Origin of the sequence: Microbacterium sp. ZW T6_19 (genome assembly GCF_044987465.1) — a bacterium.
In the GTDB taxonomy this organism is placed as follows: domain Bacteria; phylum Actinomycetota; class Actinomycetes; order Actinomycetales; family Microbacteriaceae; genus Microbacterium; species Microbacterium natoriense_A.
Window position 1 is genome coordinate 481,150 of record NZ_JBJDRH010000001.1, and the last position, 19,552, is coordinate 500,701.

Below are 19,552 nucleotides of genomic sequence, written 5' to 3' on the forward strand. Positions count from 1 at the left end.
CTCGTGCGCGAAATGGTTTCTCGTCGGGCTGAGGGGGAGTCTCCGGCGGGCGGGCCGGGCGTGTGAATGCCCGGTCGTGCGTGAGACATCACTTCGGCGGTGAGACATCATTCCGTCGGCGAGACATTGCGCCGGGCGTGGTGTCTGAGGCGCGAAGTGGCTTCTCGCGGGAACGGATTGCGAGTGTCCGCAGCATCCCGGTCTCCGGCGGGCGCACAAGCTCTGCGCCGGCGGCAAGCAGCGCTTCTCGCACAGGCGCCGACTTCCAGGCATCCCTCAGATCCCATCGGGCGAACGGATGCCGATGCCGGCGCAGCCGGTCTTCTCGCCGCTTCTCGTCGGCGAGGAGTTTCGCTGCCTTCTCGGGCTCGCCGAGCGCGTACTTCTGCCAGCCGTCGCACTCGCCGATGACGCGGGAGGACGGGAAGTAGAAGTCCGTCCGGTCCTCATGCCCCTCGTAGCGGAACACCTGCTGCAGGGCCGGCGCCTCGAACCCGTTCCACGCGATCACCAGGCGGCTCACGCTCTCGGCAGGCGACTCCGACAGCGGCACGGTGTGGTCCCACGTCCACGACGCACGGCGGCGTCCGCGTCGATTCACCTGCTCGCCCGTGCGGAGGCGGAGTTCATCGAGCTGAAGCGTCCCTCCCTGAACCGGCGAGACGACGCTGTCCGCCACAGCCACGGCACGCGCCGGCGGCAACACCCTGGCGAGGTCGACGACCGTGTCGAGCAATGACGTGACGAGAGTGCCGTCGACCCGCTCCACCTGGCGCGAATCCTCACTCGTGTGCACGCACACGTCGCTGAAGCGGCGGGACCGGGCGCGTGAGGGGTCGTACACGTGGATGTGCTCGGCCTCGCCGAACGTCGGCAGGCCGTGGATGACGCCTGCGGACTCGAAACAGAGGATCGCGTCGGGGTGAGTCCGGAGGAACGCGTGCACGCGCACTGCGTAACGCTCTGAGGGGCTGAGCTTCTGGTATGCCGAGCGATCGACATAGACCCCGGTCCGCACGCGGAGCCAGTCGGAGCCGCGATGGCGCACACCGCGTAGACGCGCTTCGGACGACGTGAGAAGCGGAAGCGGCGACGACGTCGACGCCCGTGAGGAAAGCAGCAGAGGCATGGCAGCATCCTGTCCGTCTGCCGCTCGTCGGCGAGCCGGCGTCCCTCCGAATCCGCACGATCCGTGGACGATCTGATTTTCCGGGCACCGGTGCAAAGAGAGTGAGAAACCGAGCCGCGCGCGAAACACCACGCCGCAGCAGGTGGCTCGCGCGCGAGATGATGTCTCGCGGCAATCGAGACGAACACAACCACTGCATAGGAAAGACCAGGCAGAATGGTTGCATGGGTGTGCATACACCCGAAGACTTCAGGCCGGACTCACGCGCGTGAGCCTCGACAGATCGGAAAGCAATGGCAGTCGCCAAGAAGAGCACGAACTGGTTCGTCGTCGGCGTGTCCACGGCCGTGGTGGTCGTACTGGTCGCCATCGGAGCAGCCGTGTGGTGGGCGAATTCGCTGGCGACCGGCCCCGGCACCGCACCGCAGAGCGCGATCGTGAACCAGGAGACGGGTGCGATCACATTCGGCACCGGCGATGACGAGGTCGACACCTACGTCGACTTCATGTGCCCGATCTGCGGCACCTTCGAGACGCAGTACGGCGAGCAGCTGCAGACAGCCGCGGCGAACGACGCGATCACGTTGAACATCCACCCCGTCTCGATTCTCGATCGGTACTCGCAGAACACGAAGTACTCGACCCGTGCCGCGAGCGCGATGTACTGCGTGGCCGCCGAAGCTCCGGACGCTGCGCTGACGTTCTTCAACTCGCTGTTCGCCAATCAGCCCGAGGAGAACTCGGTCGGCCTGAGCGACGACGAGCTCGCCTCGCTCGCCGACCAGGCGGGCGCCGGCGCAGCGGCGGACTGCATCGCGGACGGCACGTACAAGAACTTCGTCGCATCGCAGACCACGAGCCACGACATCAAGGGCACTCCGACCGTCGAGGTCAACGGCAAACGTCTCGACCTGAACGCGGGAGAGATCACCAAGCTCGAGGACGTCCTCGCCAAGGCCGGCGCGGCGACGACCGGCACAGAGGGCGACGACTCCGCCAAGTGATCTCCGCCGACGGCGCCGGCCCCAGCTTGCTGGAACCGGCGCCGTCGGATATCATAGATCTTTGGTGCCTTGTGCCTTGATTCGGCGTGTCTGAGTCGGTGCGGCACCGCAATCCAAATCACCCACCGCAGATCGACCGGTCTGCAGAAGCGTCAGCGAGGCTATGGCTAAGAAAGACGGTGTCATCGAGATCGAGGGCGTCGTGTCCGAGGCGTTGCCCAATGCGATGTTCCGCGTTGAGCTCACCAACGGACACAAGGTTCTGGCAACGATCTCAGGAAAGATGCGGCAGAACTACATCCGCATCATCCCCGAGGACCGCGTGGTCGTGGAGCTCAGCCCTTACGACCTGACCCGCGGGCGCATCGTCTACCGCTACCGCTGATCGGTCGAGAAGTAACACCCCAGGCATCCCTGCCTGCCCGGTGAAGACAGCGAACAGGAACACATCATGAAGGTCAATCCCAGCGTCAAGCCCATCTGCGATCACTGCAAGGTGATCCGCCGCCACGGCCGCGTCATGGTGATCTGCAAGAGCAACCCGCGCCACAAGCAGCGCCAGGGCTGATCAGCACAGATCCGACTCACAACTCAATACACAACGGCAGGATCAGATCCCACGCGAGTGGGGGACACCTCGGGGCGGAGGCCCGAGCACCGATCCTGCTCCACACCTCCACAACATCCAGGAGAACCGCATGGCACGTCTTGCCGGCGTTGACATCCCGCGCGACAAGCGCGTGGTGATCGCCCTTACCTACATCTACGGCGTCGGCCGTACCCGCTCGGTCGAGATCCTCAAGGCCACCGAGATCGACGAGTCGATCCGCGTGAAGGACCTCACCGACGACCAGCTCATCGCACTTCGCGATCACATCGAAGGCAACTACAAGGTGGAGGGTGACCTGCGCCGCGAGGTCGCAGCAGACATCCGCCGCAAGGTCGAGATCGGCTCCTACGAGGGCATCCGCCACCGTCGTGGTCTCCCGGTCCGCGGTCAGCGCACCAAGACCAACGCCCGTACCCGCAAGGGCCCGAAGCGCACCGTCGCCGGCAAGAAGAAGGCCCGCTAAGCAGCGGCCCCAGGGACTAGGAGAACACTTTCATGGCTGCACCCAAGGCCGCCGCGCGCAAGCCGCGCCGCAAGGAAAAGAAGAACATCGCGCTGGGCCAGGCCCACATCAAGTCGACGTTCAACAACACGATCGTCTCGATCACCGACCCGTCCGGCGCCGTCATCGCCTGGGCATCGTCGGGTGGCGTGGGCTTCAAGGGCTCCCGCAAGTCGACCCCGTACGCCGCCGGTATGGCTGCCGAGTCCGCTGCCCGTCAGGCTGCGGAGCACGGCGTCAAGAAGGTCGACGTCCTCGTGAAGGGTCCGGGCTCCGGCCGCGAGACCGCGATCCGCTCGCTCCAGGCCGCCGGCCTCGAGGTCGGCTCGATCTCGGACGTCACTCCGCAGGCGCACAACGGATGCCGCCCGCCGAAGCGCCGCCGCGTCTGATCAGGCTCCATGAGTCGCTCGCCCTGTGAGGGGCGGGCGACTCACTGCCCGCCCCGGGGCATCGCGCCAGGGCTGCGGGCCCGACGGCAACGTCACAACTCAAGACCTCACCCCACCACATGTCATATAGCGGGCATGTGATCGAAAGGAACACAGAGTGCTTATTGCACAGCGTCCCACACTGACCGAGGAAAAGATCGTCGAGAACCGGAGCCGGTTCATCATCGAGCCTCTGGAGCCCGGCTTCGGATACACGATCGGCAACGCGCTTCGTCGCAGCCTGCTGTCGTCGATCCCCGGCGCCGCTGTCACCAGCGTCCGCATCGACGGCGTGCTGCACGAGTTCAGCACCATCCCCGGCGTGAAGGAGGATGTCACCGAGATCATCCTCAACATCAAGCAGCTCGTCGTGTCGAGCGAGCGCGACGAGCCCATCACGGCGTACCTGCGCAAGACCGGTGCGGGCGAAGTGACCGCCGCCGACATCTCGGCTCCGGCCGGTGTCGAGGTGCACAACCCCGAGCTCGTCATCGCGACGCTCAACGACACCGCGAAGTTCGAGCTCGAGCTCACCATCGAGCGTGGACGTGGCTACGTCTCGGCGACGCAGAACCGCAACGAGTACGCAGAGGCCGGTCAGATCCCGATCGACTCGATCTACTCGCCGGTCCTCAAGGTGAGCTACCGTGTCGAGGCGACTCGTGCCGGTGAGCGCACCGACTTCGACAAGCTCGTGCTCGATGTCGAGACCAAGTCGTCGATCAGCCCCCGCGACGCCGTCGCCTCGGCTGCGAAGACGCTCACCGAGCTGTTCGGCCTCGCACGCGAGCTGAACGTCGAGGCTGAGGGCATCGAGATCGGCCCGGCACCGGTGGAGGCTGTGAACTCCAGCGAGCTGTCGATGCCGATCGAGGACCTCGACCTGTCCGTGCGCTCGTACAACTGCCTGAAGCGCGAGGGCATCAACACCGTTTCGGAGCTCGTCGCCCTCTCGGAGACGCAGCTCATGAACATCCGCAATTTCGGCCAGAAGTCGGTCGACGAGGTGCGCGACAAGCTCATCTCGCTCGGTCTGTCGCTCAAGGATTCGGTGCCCGGTTTCGACGGCGCCCACTTCTACGGCGGCAGCGAAGACGAGTCCTTCTGATACCCGACCTTTCCTGACCAGGAGTTAGACGATTATGCCCAAGCCCACCAAGGGTCCCCGCCTCGGAGGCGGCCCCGCCCACGAGCGCCTGCTGCTTGCCAACCTCGCCGCGCAGCTCTTCACCCACAAGTCGATCACCACGACCGAGACCAAGGCGAAGCGCCTGCGTCCGCTCGCAGAGCGTCTCGTGACGCTCGGCAAGCGCGGCGACCTGCACGCGCGTCGTCGTGCGATGACGGTGCTGCGCTCCAACAAGGACGCCGCTCACGTGCTGTTCAACGAGATCGCTCCGCTGGTCGCCGACCGTGAGGGCGGCTACACCCGCATCACGAAGATCGGCAACCGCAAGGGCGACAACGCGCCCATGGCAGTGATCGAGCTCGTCCTCGAGCCCGTCACCCCGAAGGCGAAGTCGACCAAGAAGGCTTCCGCTCCGAAGGCCGAGAAGGCTGAGAAGCCGGCCGAGGTCGTCGAGGAGGCTCCTGTCGAGGAGGCTCCCGAGGCTGAGGTCGCCGAGACCGAGGCTCCCGCTGAGGAGACCGTCGAGGCTGCTGCCGAGGAGAAGTCCGAGTAAGCGCCCAGCGTACGACGAAGCCCGCCACCTCCTCGGAGGTGGCGGGCTTCGTCTTTGGCGCCTGGGGAGTCGGTCGTGCGATCACGCGCGGGCGCGCAGGTCCTTGCGCAGGATCTTGCCCGAGGCCGACTTCGGGATGGCGCCGATGAACTCCACCTGACGCACCTTCTCGTGTGGCGCGACATGCGCGGCGACGTGGGCCATCACGGCATCCGCATCCAGCTCGGCGCCCTGCTGCACCACGATGTACGCTTTCGGCACCTCCTGGCCGTCGTCGTCGAGTGTGCCGATCACGGCGGCATCGGCGATGGACGGGTGTTCGAGCAGCACCGCCTCGAGCACGGCGGGGGCGACCTGGTAGCCCTTGTACTTGATGAGCTCCTTGAGGCGGTCGACGATCCGGAAGACCCCGTCGTGGGTGACGGTCGCCACGTCACCCGTGTGCAGCCAGCCGTCGGCGTCCAGCATCTCCTGAGTCGCGTCTGGACGGTTGAGGTAGCCCTGCATCACCTGCGGCCCGCGGATGAGGAGTTCGCCCGGTTCGCTGGCGCCGGATGCCGGGACCTCGACATCGGCGCCGTCCTCGGCGAGGAGCCGCGCTTCGGTGTTCGCGAGCAGCATGCCCACGGACGAGCGGTCGATGTCGGGGCGGTCGTAGGGGATGGCGTGCGTGACCGGGCTCGTCTCTGTCATTCCGTACCCCTGGCACACCACGCAGCCCAGCCGGTTCGCGACGGTCGTGGCCAGGGTGCCGTCGAGAGGCGCGGCGCCGGAGAAGATCACCTTGATCGCCGACAGGTCGTACTGGTCGATGAGGGGGTGCTTCGCCAGGGCGACTGCGATCGGGGGAGCGATGAAGACCCAGCTGGTCCGGTGCTCCTGCACCACACGCAGGAACTCGACGAGGTCGAACTTCGGCATCGTCACGAGAGCTGCACGCTGGCGCAGAGCGAAGTTCAGCAGCACCGTCATGCCGTAGATGTGGAAGAAGGGGAGCACAGCGAGGACGCGGTCGTCGTCGGCGAGAGAGATCGTGGAGCGGCACTGGGAGACGTTCGCGATGAGGTTGCGGTGGGTGAGCATGACTCCCTTCGGTCGTCCCGTGGTGCCGGAGGAATAGGGGAGCACCGCGATGTGGGTCGCGGGATCGAAGGAGACCGCTGGGGCGCTGTGCCCCTCTCCGAGGAGCTGGGGGAGCGAGGGGCGCCCCTCGGCGCCGTCGAGCACGATCACGTGATCCGCCTCGATCCCGAGCTCCTCGGCCGCGGCCTGTGCCCCGGCGAGCAGAGGAGAGACGGTGACGAGCCAGGTGGCGTCGGCATCGGTCAGCTGGTTCGCGATCTCGTCGGCGGTGTACAGCGAGTTGATCGTCGTCGCGGTCGCCCCTGCTCGCAGGATGCCGTGGAACACGGTCGCGAAAGCGGGGACGTTCGGGCAGAGCACGCCCACCTTCGTCCCGACGCCGACGCCGCGCGCGGCGAGGGCGCCCGCGAACAGGTCGATCTGCCCGAGAAGCTGCCGATAGGTCGTGGTGGCGCCGCTCATGCCGTCGACCAGTGCGATGGCATCGAGCCGCGACTCATCGAGGTCTCCGAACAGGAATTCGTGGATGGAGACGTCGGGGATCTCCACGTCGGGGTAGGAACTGCGAACCATGAGATCTCCTTCGATCCGGGTCTGCGGACGCCGGCGTCCGATGCGATCCAGTGTCGCACACAATGGCACCCAGTCCCAGGGTTCACCCGCATCCGGGGGGCGAGCGCTGCCCGCGAGTAGGCTGAAGCGGTGAGTGACGTCCAGAGCCTGAGCCGAGGGCCTCGCGCCTACGCATCGTTCGTGGGGATCGGCCTCGTCGCCGGTCTTCTCTCCGGACTCTTCGGAGTCGGAGGCGGCACCGTCATCGTGCCGCTGCTCGTGTTGCTGCTGCACTTCAACCAGCGCCTCGGAGCAGGCACGTCGCTCGCGGCGATCATCCCCACGGCCACGGTGGGCGTGATCTCCTATGCGGTGCACGATTCGGTCGCCTGGGTTCCGGCGCTGATCCTCGCCGCGGGATCCGTGGTCGGAGCGCAGATCGGCACGCGGCTGCTGCCGAAGATCTCGCAGACGGTGCTGCGATGGGCGTTCGTGATCTTCCTCCTCGTCGTGATCGTGACGCTCTTCCTGGTGATCCCCTCCCGCGACGCCGACTTCGACCTCAACTGGCTGAGCGGGATATCGCTCGTCGTGCTCGGCGTCGCCACCGGTGTGATCGCGGGCCTCATCGGCGTCGGCGGCGGTGTGATCGTGGTTCCGGCGATGATGATCGCCTTCGGCACCAGCGACCTCGTCGCCAAGGGCACCTCGTTGCTGATGATGATCCCGACTGCACTGTCCGGAACGATCGGCAACCTGCGCAACCACAACGTCGACCTCGTTGCGGCCGCGCTCATCGGAGTCTCGGCGTGCACGACCACGGCGCTCGGCGCGTGGCTCGCGACTCTGATCGATCCCCTCACGGGGAACATCCTGTTCGCGGCATACCTCGTCGTCATCGCGGCGCAGATGGCGATGAAGGCGATCAAAGGCCGCCCTTCGGCAGGCTCAGGGACCCAGAAGTAGACAGGCCGGTCGGTTCGGGAAAGTAGGATCGAGAGGTGGCAGTGAACCAAGATCTCGTCGGCCGGGAATACCCGCCGACCGCCCCGTACCTGGTCGGACGTGAGAAGGTGCGCGAGTTCGCTCGCGCCGTCTTCGCCGACGCCCCGCAGCACACCGACGTGGACGCCGCGCGCGCCGCAGGCTTCGCCGACGTCGTTGCGCCGCCGACGTTCGCGATGGTCATCCAGGACCACACCCTGCAGCAGCTGCTCGCCGAGCCGGACTCCGGCATCGTGCTGGCGCGCACGATCCACGCCGAGCAGCGCTTCGCCTACACGCGGCCGATCGTCGCGGGTGACGAACTGACCGGCCGTCTGAAGGTCACCGGCATCCGCATGATGGGCGGGAACGCCATGATCACGAGCGAGGCCGAGATCACGGATGCCGAGGGCAGCCACGTCGTGACGGCCACCAGCGTGCTGCTGGTGGGCTCGGAAGAAGGGGCCTCCTGATGTCGTTCACCGTGGGAGACGTGGTCGCCGAGCGCACCGTGCATCTGACCCGGGAGTCGCTCGTGCGGTACGCAGGCGCCTCGGGAGACTTCAACCCCATCCACTACCGTGACGACGTCGCGGCGGCCGTGGGACTGCCCGGAGTGCTCGCGCACGGCATGCTGACGATGGGAATCGCCTCGTCCGTCGTCGTCGCGGCGCTCGACCCGAGCGCTCGCATCCTCGACTACGGCGTGCGATTCACCAAGCCCGTCGTCGTCGATCCTGAGAGCGGTGCCGACGTCCACGTCCTCGCGACCGTCGGAGCCGTCGACGAGACCGCTGCGCGTATCGACCTCAAGGTCACGTTCGGCGAGGCGACCGTGCTCGTCAAAGCGCAGCTGCGCGTCGCGATCTGATGCGCGAGGTCGAGCCGATCCGCCTGTCCGCGCTCACGACGCTGCAGACCGGCGCGGCGCCCGAGCGCATGCTCGAGGCGAACACCACCGCCGAACTGGTCGACGCGCTGCAAGACGTCTGGGCTCGTGGAGACGACTGGTTCGTCCTGGGTGGCGGGTCGAACCTGTTCGTCGGCGACGAGCCGTTCGAGGGCACCGTGATCCGAGTGCTCACGCGAGGCATCGAGGAGCTGCCTTCTCCGCACCCCGGTCGCATCCGCCTGCGCGCACAGGCCGGGCACGGATGGGACGACCTGGTCGCCTACGCTGTGCAGCACGGCTACGCGGGGCTCGAGGCGATGAGCGGCATCCCGGGAACGGTCGGCGCCGCCCCCGTGCAGAACATCGGGGCGTACGGCCAGGAGATCCAGGAGACCCTGGCCGAGGTCGAGCTGCTCGATGAGCACACGTCCGAGATCGTCACCGTGCCGGCATCCGACCTCGGACTCGGATTCCGCACCTCGGTGTTCAAACACCACTACGGCAGCGAGCCGCAGCGCCGAGCCGTGATCCTCTCGATCACGGTCGACCTCGCCGTGGCGGGGGAGCGCGTGGTGCGAGGCGCGCAGCTGCGTCGCGCGCTCGGCCTCGAGAGTGACGAGCCGGTGCCGCTGAGCTGGGTGCGGGAGCGCATCCTCTCGACCCGCGCATCGAAGGGCATGCTGCTCGACGCGAACGATCCCGACACGCACGGCGTCGGCTCGTTCTTCCAGAACGCGATCGTGCCGGAGAGCGTCGCCAGGGCGCTGCCGCCCGAGTGCCCGCAGTGGCCGGTGACGCCCGACCTCGACGCTGTCACGGTGATCCCGCTCACGTCGTACGACGGCTTGGTCCCGCAGCCGGTGCAGACGCAGAAGCGTGCCGAGGTCAAGGTCAGCGCGGCCTGGCTGATCGAGCAGGCCGGCATCCGCAAGGGCTTCAAGCTGCCGCGTTCGCGTGCCTCGGTCTCGACCAAGCATGCTCTCGCACTCACGAATCGCGGCGGAGCGAGCGCGGCGGAGGTCTCGGAACTCGCCCGCTTCATCCAGAGCCGCGTGCACTCGGAGTTCGGTCTCGTCCTGCAGCCAGAGCCCGTGCTCGTGGGCGTCGAGCTCTAGCCCGGCGTACACTCGCGGCATGAGCGGACTCATCCCCTACCTGCTGTTCCCCGGCAACGCCGCCGAGGCGCTGGGCTCCTATCAGGCCGTCTTCGGCGGAGAGCTTCAGCTGCTCGACTACGCGGCAGCCGGTCGCCATGACGGCCCGGGCGACGCGATCGCGCACGGCCAGCTCGCAGGTCCCGTCGAGATCGCCGGAGCGGATGCCGGAGCCGACGACGACGCCGTGCAGATGGCCGGCATGTTCCTGTCGCTGCTCGGCACCGCGGATGCCACGACCCTCACCAGCTGGTTCGACCAGCTCGCCGCGGGCGGACGCGTCATCGACCCGCTGCAGGAGCGGCCCTGGGGCGACTTCGATGGAACAGTCGTCGACCGCTACGGCATCCGCTGGCTGATCGGCTTCCACCCCGAGGACTGACGGATCTCGCAGCGTCCCGTCTCGCTCTGATCGCTCGACGACCGGAGTTCCGGTCATCGAGCGATCATCGAGTCGAAGCGACGAGACGCGTCAGGCGGAGAACAGCCGCTGCAGGCGCTGCACGCCCTCGAGGAGCTGGTCGTCGCCGAGCGCGTACGACATGCGGAGGTAACCGGACGGGCCGAAGGCCTCTCCGGGGACGACCGCGACCTCGGCCTGGTCGAGGATGAGGTCGGCGAGCTCGAGCGATGTGGTCGGCGTCACGCCGCCCCAGGTGCGGCCGAGCAGGCCCTGCACGTCGGGGTACACGTAGAACGCGCCGAGCGGGTTCGGCACCACGAGGCCGTCGATCTTCGACAGCTCCGACACGATCAGCCGACGGCGGCGGTCGAACGCCTCGCGGAACTGCTCGGCCTCGGTCTGCGGGCCGTTGAGCGCGGCGATCGCGGCCTTCTGGGCGACGTTGTTCACGTTGCTGGTCAGGTGCGACTGCAGGTTTCCTGCGACCTTGATGGCGTCTGCGGGGCCGACCATCCAGCCCACGCGCCAGCCGGTCATGGCGTAGGTCTTCGCGACGCCGTTGACGAGGATGGTCTGGTTCGCGACGTCCGGCACGGCCTCGACGATCGAGGTCGCCTTGACGCCCTCGTAGGTGAGGTTCTGGTAGATCTCGTCGGAGACGATCCAGATGCCGTGCTCGAGGGCCCACTCGCCGATGGCCTTGGTCTCCTCGGCGGTGTACACCGAGCCGGTCGGGTTCGAGGGCGACACGAACACGAGCACGGTGGTGCGCTCGGTGCGGGCGGCCTCGAGCTGCTCGACGGTGACCTTGTACTCCTGGTCGGCGCCGGCGAACACCTCGACGGGAGTGCCGTCGGCGAGGCGGATGGCCTCGGGGTAGGTGGTCCAGTAGGGCGCCGGAAGCAGCACCTCGTCGCCCGGGTTCACCACGGCCTGGAAGGCCTGGTAGACCGACTGCTTGCCGCCGTTCGTGACGATGACCTGGGCAGGGGAGACCTCGAGGCCCGAGTCGCGCAGCGTCTTCGCCGCGATCGCCTCGCGGAGGGCCGGAAGGCCAGGGGCCGGCGTGTACCGATAGCTCGCGGGGTCGGCGAGAGCCTCGGCCGCGGCATCGACGATGAACTGCGGCGTCGCGAAGTCGGGCTCGCCGGCGGCGTACGAGATGACGGGCTTGCCCTCGGCCTTCAGGGCCTTCGCCTTGGCGTCGACCTTCAGAGTCGCGGACTCGGCGATTGCGGACAGTTTGCGGGAGAGAGGTGCGCGTTCGGTCACACGTCAAATGCTACTCGGCGCCGGCCCGGATCGCTTCGACGGTGACCACGGCATTCTTGAACTCCGGCATCGAGCTGTGCGGGTCGGTCGCGGCACTCGTGAGCAGATTCGCACTCTCCGCTCCCGAGTAATGGAAGGGCAGGAACACCGTGTCGGGGCGGATGCCGTCGGTGAGCTCGACATCGGCCTCGAGCGCGCCGCGGGAGTTCGACAGGCGGATGCGGGACCCCTCCGCCACACCTCGGTCGCGCGCGGTCAGGGGATGCAGCTGGGCGACGATGCGCGGGTGCAGGTCGTTCAGCTCTGCCACTCTTCGGGTCTGCGTGCCCGACTGATAGTGCGCGAGCAGGCGGCCGGTGATGAGGCTGAGTTCCGCGCCTCGCGGAGTCTCCGGCTGACGCGCCCGTACCGCGACCAGACGCGCGCGGCCGTCGTCGTGGCCGAAGCGCTCGCGGAACAGCCGCGGAGTGCCTGTGGAACCGGCCGGGTACGGCCAGTGCGCCTCGACGCCGGTGTCGAGCAGCGCGTGCGACAGGCCGGAGTAGTCGGCGATGCCGCCGGCCGACGCGCGGGCGAGCTCGTCGAAGACCTCGGAGGGGTCGAGCGACCAGGTACCAGGGGCGCCGAGCCGCTCGGCGAGCTCGCGCATGATCCACAGCTCGCTGCGGGCTCCGGGAGGCGGATCGACGGCGCGGCGACGGCGGATGACTCTGCCTTCGAGGTTCGTCATGGTGCCGTCCTCTTCGGCCCACTGCAGCACAGGGAGCACGATGTCGGCGAGCTGCGCCGTCTCCGACAGGAAGAAGTCGCTCACGACGAGGAGGTCGAGCCGCCCGAGTGCGGCGCGCACCTGCGACACGTCCGGCGCAGAGACCACGACGTTGGCCCCGTGCACGAGCAGCATCCGCACTCCGTCGGCAGCTCCGCATCGCTCGAGCAGCTGCACCGCGGGCAGTCCGGGGCCGGGGATGATCGCGGGGTCGACACCCCACACGCGGGCGACGTGAGCGCGGGCGGCCGGATCGATGATCTTGCGATAGCCGGGCAGCTGGTCGGATTTCTGACCGTGCTCGCGGCCACCCTGCCCGTTCCCCTGCCCGGTGAGCGTGCCGTATCCGGACCCAGGGCGCCCGACGAGGCCGAGCAGGAGGGCGAGGTTGATCGCGGCCGTCGCGGTGTCGGTGCCGTCGACGTGCTGCTCGACTCCGCGCCCGGTCAGGATGTAGGCCGAAGAGGAACCGGCCAGACGGTGCGCGACGGCGCGGATCGTCTCGGCAGGAACCCCGGTGACGGACTCCGCGCGGGCCGGCCACCACGACGACACCGAGCGTCGAACAGCCTCGAAGCCGACGGTGCGCTCGTCGAGATAGTCGCGGTCGTACAGCTCTTCGGCCACGACGACGTGGGCGATGCCGAGCAGGAGTGCCAGGTCCGTCCCCGGGACGGGCTGCACGTGCATCCCCGCGCCGTCTTCGGTGAGCCGGGCCGTGGTCGAGCGCCGCGGATCGACGACGATGAGCCCGCCGCGGCCTCTGGCTCCCTGCAGGTGCTGTACGAACGGCGGCATGGTGTCGCCCATGTTCGAGCCGAGGACGAGGACGGCGTCGGCCGTGTCGAGGTCGGAGAGCGGGAACGGCAGACCCCGGTCGAGGCCGAAGGCGCGGTTCGCGGCCGCGGCCGCGGAAGACATGCAGAAGCGCCCGTTGTAGTCGATCAGGCGGGTGCCCAGCGCGATGCGCGCGAACTTGCCGAGCTGGTACGCCTTCTCGTTCGTGAGGCCGCCACCGCCGAACACGCCGATCGCGTCGGGGCCGCTCTCGGCCTTCAGTCGCGTGACGGCGGCGGCGATGCGGTCGAGGACCTCCGCCCAGCCTGCCTCGACGAAGGTCCCGTCGGCCTGCTTCACGAGCGGGGCGGTGATCCTGTCGGCCCTGCCGAGCAGCTCGGCAGAGGTCCAGCCCTTCTTGCAGAGCCCGCCCCGGTTGGTGGGGAAATCGCGACCGGCGACCTCGACGGGAAGGCGCTCGCCGGGGGTCGCGGTGAGCGTCATGGCGCACTGCAGCGCGCAGTACGGGCAGTGCGTGTCGGTCATGCGGGGGCGACCTCCAGAGCGGTCAGCATATCTGCGATCCGCGCACGGCAGCCACCGCATCCGGTACCCGCCCGGGTGCACCTGCCGACGTCCTCCACGCTCGTGCAGGAGTGCTCGGCCACCGCGTCCTCGATCTGGCCGGCCGTGACGGCGTTGCACATGCAGACCGTGGCCTCGCGTCCCTGAGGTACGGGAAGAGCCGCCTCGGCCGCATCGAGCCGCAGCAGCAGTGATCGGTCGCTCGGAAGCTCGCCTCGTCGCTGGTACAGCACGGCCAGCTCGGCGGCGGCTCGCGGCATCCCCACAGCCACGAAGCCGTCGAGCACACCGTCGGTCGTCGTCATCTTCACGTAGGTGCCGTGCTGCGGATCGGCCCACAGCGCGACCTCGCGTGGCTTCTCACCCACCGGCGTCGGCGCGAAGGGGTCGGCCTGCACATCGCCGGCTGACACGAGATCGACCTGGCTCGCCTTCACGAGCACGACCCCGGGCACCTCTTCGGCGAACGGCTCGACCTCCAGACCCTCCAGCTCGGCGACGATCGCCGCAGCCAGCCAGTCCGCCTGGCGCCAGCCGGGACCGATCAGCCCGGAGGGGCCACCGGGAACCTCGCGCTCGTGCGCGTGGACGATCGGGTCGGCGAGGTGCGCGACGTCGCCGATGGCGTGGATGCGAGGGTCGGTCCAGCTGCGCAGCCGGTCGTCGACGAGAACACCGCGAGCGACCCGGAGACCGGCGTCGACCGCGAGTTCGGTGCGCGCCTGCACACCGCAGGAGAGCACGAGCAGGTCGCCCTCGATGCGCTTGCCGTCGCTGGAGACGAGAGCTCGGAACGAGCGGATGCCGTCGACCTCGCGGACGACGACGCCCTCCGCGCGCATGTGCGGGACGACCGTGACCCCCGCGTGATCGAGGGATCCCGCGAGCACGTGGGCGGCGCCCCGGTCTAGCTGCCGGGGCATCGGGATCGGTCCGAAGTGGGCGAGCCGGGGGATCGCGCCGGCTGCGGCCAGCAGCAGCGCGAACTCGATCCCGAGCACGCCGGCGCCGAGGATCACGACGCGGCCCCCGGCATCCACGACTTTTTTGACACGCTCCGCGTCTTCCAGGCTGCGCACGGCGCACACGCCCTCGGTGAGCGCGTGATCGAGCCCGGAGGCGTCGGGTCCGAGGCGGTCGATCCCGTCCAGCGCGGGGAGATTCGCCCTGGCGCCCGTGGCGAGCACGACGCGGTCGTAGGGGAGCCGGCATCCGTCGTCGAGCACGACGACGGATGCCTCGCGGTCGATCAGCGTCACCCGTCGACCGTGCAGCACCGAGGCACCGGCCGCGGTGAAGTCGGCGGCGACCGCGGTCGTGAGCGACTCGCGCTCGATCTCACCCGCGGCGTACTCCGCGATCATGATCCGGTTGTAGGGATCGTGCGACTCGGCGCCGACGATCGTGAGGTCCACTCGGCCGTCTTCGACCGCGGGCAGCAGTTCCTCCGCGAACCGTGCGCCGACCGGCCCGAATCCGATCAGCACGATTCTGTGCGGCGACACGCGCACGCCCTCAGACGATCCGGCGGTCGAGCGACGCCCGCGGCACGAGATAGATCACGGCGGTGACCGCTGCCATCGCGGCGTAAGCGACCACGAAGCCCCAGAACGCGGAGTCGTACCGGCCGGTGGTGGCCTGCGATGCGTTCAGCACCTGCGGGATGAGGAATCCGCCGTATGCGCCGACAGCCGAGATGATCCCGACGGCGGCCGCACCCTGGCGCTGAGTGGACACCGCGTGCTCGGTACCGGCCTGTGCCGCGCCCCGGGCGGCGAAGATCGAGGGGATCATGCGGTACGTCGCGCCGTTGCCGATGCCCGTCGCCATGAACAGCAGCAGGAACAGGCCGAGGAAGAGCCAGAAGTTGTGCAGCGGGAGAGTGAGGATCACCGCGACCGTCGCGGCGATCATCAACGTGAACGCGGCGATCGTCATCCGGGCGCCGCCGATGCGATCGGCGAGCCGACCGCCGTAGGGGCGGGCCAGCGATCCGGTCAGCGCGCCGAGGAACGCCAGCCCGACGCTCGCGGTGCCGATCGAGAGTGTGGAGAACTCGGGGAACTGGTCGGCGATCAGCTTCGGAAAGACTCCGGCGAACCCGATGAACGAGCCGAAGGTGCCGATGTAGAGGAACGCCATGATCCACAGGTGCTTCTCTCGGAGGGCCGCAGCGACCCCCGCGAAGTCGGTCTTCGCCGTCGAGAGGTTGTTCATGAACCGCCACGCGCCCCACATCGCGAGCAGGATCAGCGGCACCCACAACCAGCCGGCGAGGCTGAGGTTCAGCGTGCCCGCAGCCCCGAGAGTGACGACGATCGGCACCGTGAACTGCGCGACAGCGGCGCCGAGGTTGCCGCCGGCCGCGTTCAAGCCGAGCGCCCAGCCCTTCTCCTTCTGCGGGAAGAAGTAGGTGATGTTCGCCATGGAGCTTGCGAAGTTGCCTCCGCCGACTCCGCCGAGCGCGGCGACCAGGAGCAGGACGCCGAAGGGGAGTTCCGGATGCTGGACGACGATGCCCAGCAGGACGGCGGGGATGAGCAGGAGGCCGGCGGAGACGATCGTCCAGTTCCGGCCGCCGAAGCGGGCCACCGCGAAGGTGTAGGGGATGCGCAGAGTCGCGCCGACGAGTGTCGGCAGCGAGATGAGCCAGAACTGCTCGCCGCTGGTGAGGGCGAATCCGGCGGCGGGGAGCATGACGACGACGACGCTCCACAGCTGCCAGATCACGAAGCCGAGGAACTCGGCGAAGATCGACCAGCCCAGGTTCCGCTTCGCGATCGCGCGGCCCTGCGACTCCCACTGCTCGCCGTTCTCGGCGTTCCAGCCGTCGAGCCAGCGGCCGGGACGCTCGGCGAGGGCCCCGGATGCCGCATCGATCGTGCGCAGGGTGTCGGTGGATGTTGCCATGGCAGACCTCCGTAGGGTGGCGCTTCACGCTGGTTTGCGTATCGGCCACGCTAGGGGGGAGGTGTTCCGGGCGTGCGGCAGGGACTTTACGGGGGCGTCACATCTCCATCACGGCGGCGACGCGCCGCGCAAGAGAAAGACGAAACACGGCTGTAACGAAGCATCCGATCTCGGGAGCGCGGCCGTCGACGCGAGCGTGACGCAGTCCTCAGGCGGCGAGGCCGTGCGCCCGGGCGACAGCCTCGAGCACGACGCGGCCGCCGTGGACGTTCAGGCCCTTCGCAAGGGCCGGATCGTCGGATGCTGCGCGCTCCCAGCCCTTGCCGGCGATCGCCGACACGTAGGGGATCGTCGCGTTGGTGAGCGCCCTCGTCGCGGTCGCGGGCACCGCGCCCGGCATGTTCGCGACGCAGTAGTAGATCGAGTCGTGGACGGCGAAGGTCGGATCGTCGTGCGTGGTCGGACGGGAGCCTTCGAAGCATCCGCCCTGGTCGATCGCGATGTCGACCAGCACCGACCCCGGCTTCATCGCGGCGACCATGGCGTCGGTGACCAGCTTGGGGGCCGCAGCACCGGGGATCAGCACCGAGCCGATCACGAGGTCGGCCGTGGCGAGCTCCTCCGCGATGTCGTATCGGCTGGACATCCGGGTCTGCAGAGCGCCGCCGTAGCGGTGCTCGAGCTCGCGCAGGCGCGGCAGCGAGATGTCGATGACGGTGACCTGCGCGCCGAGACCGAGAGCGTTCGCCGCGGCGTGCTCGCCCGCGACGCCGCCGCCGATCACGACGGTCTTCGCACGCGGGGCGCCCGCGATGCCGCCGAGCAGCATGCCGCGGCCGCCGTTCGAGCGCAGCAGGGAATACGAGCCCATCGTGACGGAGAGGCGGCCGGCGATCTCGCTCATCGGCACCAGCAGCGGGAGGCTGCGGTCGGGCAGCTGCACGGTCTCGTAGGCGACGGCCGTGGTGCCGGCCTCGACGAGCGCGGTCGTGAGGGCGCGGTCGGCGGCCAGGTGAAGGTACGTGAAGAGCGTGAGATCAGGGCGCAGGAAGCCGTACTCCTGAGCGATCGGCTCCTTGACTTTGATGAGGAGCTCGGCATCGTGCCAGACCTCGTCGGCGGTGGCGACGATCTCCGCGCCGACGGCGCGATAGTCGTCGTCGGCGATGCCGGAGCCGAGCCCTGCGCCCGACTGCACGAGCACGCGATGCCCCTCGTGTACGAGGCGGTCGGCGCCGGCGGGGGTGAGCGCGACGCGGTTCTCGTTGTTCTTGACCTCGGTGGGCACGGCGATCTTCATCGATCCTCCTGAGATGATGGCGGTGAAGTCAGGATCGCAGAAACGTCGGCTCACGGGAAGATTTGCTGAAGACTATTCGCCCGGCGGTCGGATCCTGAATAATCGTTCGGATGGAGATGCCTTCGCAAGCCCCCGGACCGAATACTCTGCGAGCCCCCGCGCTCGACCCGATCGACGCCCGGATCGTGAGTCTGCTCGCGGCTGACGGTCGCATGACCAATGCCGAGCTCGCGGGCACCCTGGGCGTCGCTCCGTCGACCGCCCACGCGCGCCTGCGATCGCTTCTCGAGCGGGGCGTCATCACCGGGTTCCACGCGAGCGTGGACGAGCGGATGCTGGGCGCCGGCCTCCAAGCGGTCATCGGCGTGACACTGCGCCCGAGCGGGCGACGCGAGAGCATCGTCGAGTTCGCCGAGCGGGTACGCGTGCTGCCGCAGGTGATCCAGCTGTTCTTTCTCGGCGGCGACGACGACTTCCTGCTCCACATCGCGGTGGCCCACTCCTCGGAGATGCGCGAGTTCGTTCTCGAGCACCTGTCGGCGCAGTCGAGCGTCGCCTCGACGCGCACGAGCATCGTGTTCGACTACCACCGGGGCTCAGTCGCGGCGTCGTTCCGCTGAGTCAGGCGCCCCAGGCCGCAGGCGCCGCGCAGTAGTCCGCGAAGCGACGCGTCGGTGCGTCGGGGTCTGTCATGTCCACGATCGCATCGGCGACCGTGTGCGGCGGCTCATCACCCTCGAGCTGCCACACGGCGAAGTTCCACATTCCGCGAGCGGTGGCGCCGAGCAGGATGCCAGGGCCCGAGACGACGAGCACGGCGGGCTCCTGCGCGGCGCGGAACGGCGAGACCACGTCGTCGCGCAGAGCCTGCTCGTCTCCGTCGGCGCTGTGCACGCGCCGCACCTCCTGACCCGCGGCGCGCAGCGCCTCGGCGAGGTCGTCCGCGGCGCGACGGGAGCGAGCGGCATCCGCTCCCGCGACCGCGAGGATCCGGCATCCGCGCGGATAGAGGTGGAGGAACTCGCCGGCGATCCCGGCCCAGACGTCGCTCATGCCTCCAGGCTATGCCCCCTGCGGGAACAGCATGCCGGAGGTGATCAGGAACACCATCGCCACGACCCAGCTGACCGAGACTGCGACGCCGAGGAGCGCGGCCCAGGCTCTTCGCGGCGCCTCGAACACGAGGATCATGCCGATCGCGATCAGCGCCGCATGGAACCACCACGTGTACGTCATCAGCCACGCCGCGAGCCCCGGCAGCAGGAACGCCTCGGGCGGCGCCCTGTCGGGGATCAGCGTAGCCTCGGCGACACCGGCGACGGCAGCGGGGACCGTCGTCAGAGCGGCGACGATCAGGAGCACGATGCCGACGGTGCGGCGGATGCTCCTGGTCTCCCGGGGAGCGACGATATCGGTCATGCCAGCAGAGTACGTGCGGCCGTCGACGGCCCGCAGGAGTTATCCACAGGCATGACGAAGCCCCTCGCCCTGGTGGGGCGAGGGGCTCGCGGGG

Annotated in this window: 22 protein-coding genes; 13 read left to right on the forward strand and 9 right to left on the reverse strand. The window is 68.6% G+C overall.

The window, feature by feature from the left end; all coding sequences use genetic code 11:
• Positions 1–88: 88 nt before the first annotated feature.
• Complete coding sequence (locus ACI3KT_RS02125) at positions 89–1,129, reverse strand: hypothetical protein (protein ID WP_404902254.1); 1,041 nt, start codon at positions 1,127–1,129, stop codon at positions 89–91.
• Positions 1,130–1,422: 293 nt separating this feature from the next.
• Between ACI3KT_RS02125 and ACI3KT_RS02130 the strand changes: the two genes are divergently transcribed.
• The 7 genes from ACI3KT_RS02130 to rplQ all read left to right on the forward strand — a co-directional run bounded on the left by ACI3KT_RS02130 (position 1,423) and on the right by rplQ (position 5,358).
• Positions 1,423–2,133, forward strand: coding sequence for a thioredoxin domain-containing protein (locus ACI3KT_RS02130; RefSeq protein WP_292909484.1), 711 nt, complete (start codon positions 1,423–1,425; stop codon positions 2,131–2,133).
• A 163-nt stretch (positions 2,134–2,296) separates the two neighbouring features.
• Positions 2,297–2,518 (forward strand): translation initiation factor IF-1, encoded by a 222-nt coding sequence (infA, locus tag ACI3KT_RS02135; protein WP_005050493.1) that lies wholly within the window; start codon positions 2,297–2,299, stop codon positions 2,516–2,518.
• A gap of 66 nt (positions 2,519–2,584) precedes the next feature.
• Positions 2,585–2,701 carry a 50S ribosomal protein L36 gene (gene rpmJ, locus ACI3KT_RS02140; protein ID WP_005050492.1) on the forward strand — a complete coding sequence of 39 codons (117 nt, stop codon included), beginning with the start codon at positions 2,585–2,587 and terminating at the stop codon, positions 2,699–2,701.
• A 130-nt stretch (positions 2,702–2,831) separates the two neighbouring features.
• The gene (gene rpsM, locus ACI3KT_RS02145) at positions 2,832–3,206 is read left to right on the forward strand and encodes a 30S ribosomal protein S13 (RefSeq protein WP_292909482.1); all 375 of its coding nucleotides are present in this window, start codon (positions 2,832–2,834) and stop codon (positions 3,204–3,206) included.
• Positions 3,207–3,238: 32 nt separating this feature from the next.
• Entirely contained in the window at positions 3,239–3,637 is a 399-nt protein-coding gene (gene rpsK / locus ACI3KT_RS02150; RefSeq protein WP_050722515.1) for a 30S ribosomal protein S11, read from the forward strand.
• 157 nt (positions 3,638–3,794) lie between these two features.
• The gene (locus ACI3KT_RS02155; protein WP_307298568.1) at positions 3,795–4,784 is read left to right on the forward strand and encodes a DNA-directed RNA polymerase subunit alpha; all 990 of its coding nucleotides are present in this window, start codon (positions 3,795–3,797) and stop codon (positions 4,782–4,784) included.
• A gap of 34 nt (positions 4,785–4,818) precedes the next feature.
• Complete coding sequence (gene rplQ, locus ACI3KT_RS02160) at positions 4,819–5,358, forward strand: 50S ribosomal protein L17 (RefSeq protein ID WP_307298567.1); 540 nt, start codon at positions 4,819–4,821, stop codon at positions 5,356–5,358.
• Between the two features lie 81 nt (positions 5,359–5,439).
• Here the strand turns inward: rplQ and ACI3KT_RS02165 are convergent, their stop codons facing one another.
• Positions 5,440–7,014 (reverse strand): AMP-binding protein, encoded by a 1,575-nt coding sequence (locus ACI3KT_RS02165; protein ID WP_404902256.1) that lies wholly within the window; start codon positions 7,012–7,014, stop codon positions 5,440–5,442.
• A 129-nt stretch (positions 7,015–7,143) separates the two neighbouring features.
• Here ACI3KT_RS02165 and ACI3KT_RS02170 point away from each other — a divergent pair, with 129 nt between their 5' ends.
• Genes ACI3KT_RS02170 through ACI3KT_RS02190 form a run of 5 tightly spaced genes read left to right on the forward strand, consistent with a single transcriptional unit; the run spans position 7,144 to position 10,405 of the window.
• The gene (locus ACI3KT_RS02170; protein WP_292909472.1) at positions 7,144–7,959 is read left to right on the forward strand and encodes a sulfite exporter TauE/SafE family protein; all 816 of its coding nucleotides are present in this window, start codon (positions 7,144–7,146) and stop codon (positions 7,957–7,959) included.
• 35 nt (positions 7,960–7,994) lie between these two features.
• Positions 7,995–8,450 (forward strand): MaoC family dehydratase N-terminal domain-containing protein, encoded by a 456-nt coding sequence (locus tag ACI3KT_RS02175; RefSeq protein ID WP_307298564.1) that lies wholly within the window; start codon positions 7,995–7,997, stop codon positions 8,448–8,450.
• The gene (locus tag ACI3KT_RS02180; protein ID WP_307298561.1) at positions 8,450–8,848 is read left to right on the forward strand and encodes a MaoC/PaaZ C-terminal domain-containing protein; all 399 of its coding nucleotides are present in this window, start codon (positions 8,450–8,452) and stop codon (positions 8,846–8,848) included. The genes ACI3KT_RS02175 and ACI3KT_RS02180 overlap by 1 nt, the downstream gene beginning before the upstream one ends.
• Positions 8,848–9,984, forward strand: coding sequence for a UDP-N-acetylmuramate dehydrogenase (locus ACI3KT_RS02185; protein WP_404902259.1), 1,137 nt, complete (start codon positions 8,848–8,850; stop codon positions 9,982–9,984). The genes ACI3KT_RS02180 and ACI3KT_RS02185 overlap by 1 nt, the downstream gene beginning before the upstream one ends.
• Before the next feature lie 19 nt (positions 9,985–10,003).
• Complete coding sequence (locus ACI3KT_RS02190; RefSeq protein ID WP_404902260.1) at positions 10,004–10,405, forward strand: VOC family protein; 402 nt, start codon at positions 10,004–10,006, stop codon at positions 10,403–10,405.
• A gap of 90 nt (positions 10,406–10,495) precedes the next feature.
• Here the strand turns inward: ACI3KT_RS02190 and ACI3KT_RS02195 are convergent, their stop codons facing one another.
• The 5 genes from ACI3KT_RS02195 to ald form a co-directional block, all read right to left on the reverse strand.
• Positions 10,496–11,698 carry a pyridoxal phosphate-dependent aminotransferase gene (locus tag ACI3KT_RS02195; RefSeq protein WP_404902262.1) on the reverse strand — a complete coding sequence of 401 codons (1,203 nt, stop codon included), beginning with the start codon at positions 11,696–11,698 and terminating at the stop codon, positions 10,496–10,498.
• A 10-nt stretch (positions 11,699–11,708) separates the two neighbouring features.
• Entirely contained in the window at positions 11,709–13,790 is a 2,082-nt protein-coding gene (locus ACI3KT_RS02200) for a molybdopterin oxidoreductase family protein (protein ID WP_404902265.1), read from the reverse strand.
• Positions 13,787–15,334 (reverse strand): FAD-dependent oxidoreductase, encoded by a 1,548-nt coding sequence (locus tag ACI3KT_RS02205; protein WP_404902266.1) that lies wholly within the window; start codon positions 15,332–15,334, stop codon positions 13,787–13,789. The genes ACI3KT_RS02200 and ACI3KT_RS02205 overlap by 4 nt, the downstream gene beginning before the upstream one ends.
• A gap of 10 nt (positions 15,335–15,344) precedes the next feature.
• On the reverse strand, positions 15,345–16,739 hold the full coding sequence (locus ACI3KT_RS02210) for an MFS transporter (protein WP_307298548.1): 1,395 nt from the start codon (positions 16,737–16,739) through the stop codon (positions 15,345–15,347).
• A 208-nt stretch (positions 16,740–16,947) separates the two neighbouring features.
• On the reverse strand, positions 16,948–18,039 hold the full coding sequence (gene ald, locus ACI3KT_RS02215) for an alanine dehydrogenase (protein ID WP_292909454.1): 1,092 nt from the start codon (positions 18,037–18,039) through the stop codon (positions 16,948–16,950).
• Positions 18,040–18,149: 110 nt separating this feature from the next.
• Here ald and ACI3KT_RS02220 point away from each other — a divergent pair, with 110 nt between their 5' ends.
• Positions 18,150–18,659: an Lrp/AsnC family transcriptional regulator gene (locus ACI3KT_RS02220; RefSeq protein ID WP_404902267.1), complete on the forward strand. Its 510-nt coding sequence runs from the start codon at positions 18,150–18,152 to the stop codon at positions 18,657–18,659.
• 1 nt (position 18,660) lies between these two features.
• Here ACI3KT_RS02220 and ACI3KT_RS02225 read toward each other — a convergent pair whose 3' ends face one another.
• Positions 18,661–19,092, reverse strand: a complete 432-nt coding sequence (locus ACI3KT_RS02225) for a hypothetical protein (RefSeq protein WP_292909452.1) — start codon at positions 19,090–19,092, stop codon at positions 18,661–18,663.
• Positions 19,093–19,101: 9 nt separating this feature from the next.
• Positions 19,102–19,458 (reverse strand): hypothetical protein, encoded by a 357-nt coding sequence (locus tag ACI3KT_RS02230; RefSeq protein WP_404902268.1) that lies wholly within the window; start codon positions 19,456–19,458, stop codon positions 19,102–19,104.
• Positions 19,459–19,552: the final 94 nt, after the last annotated feature.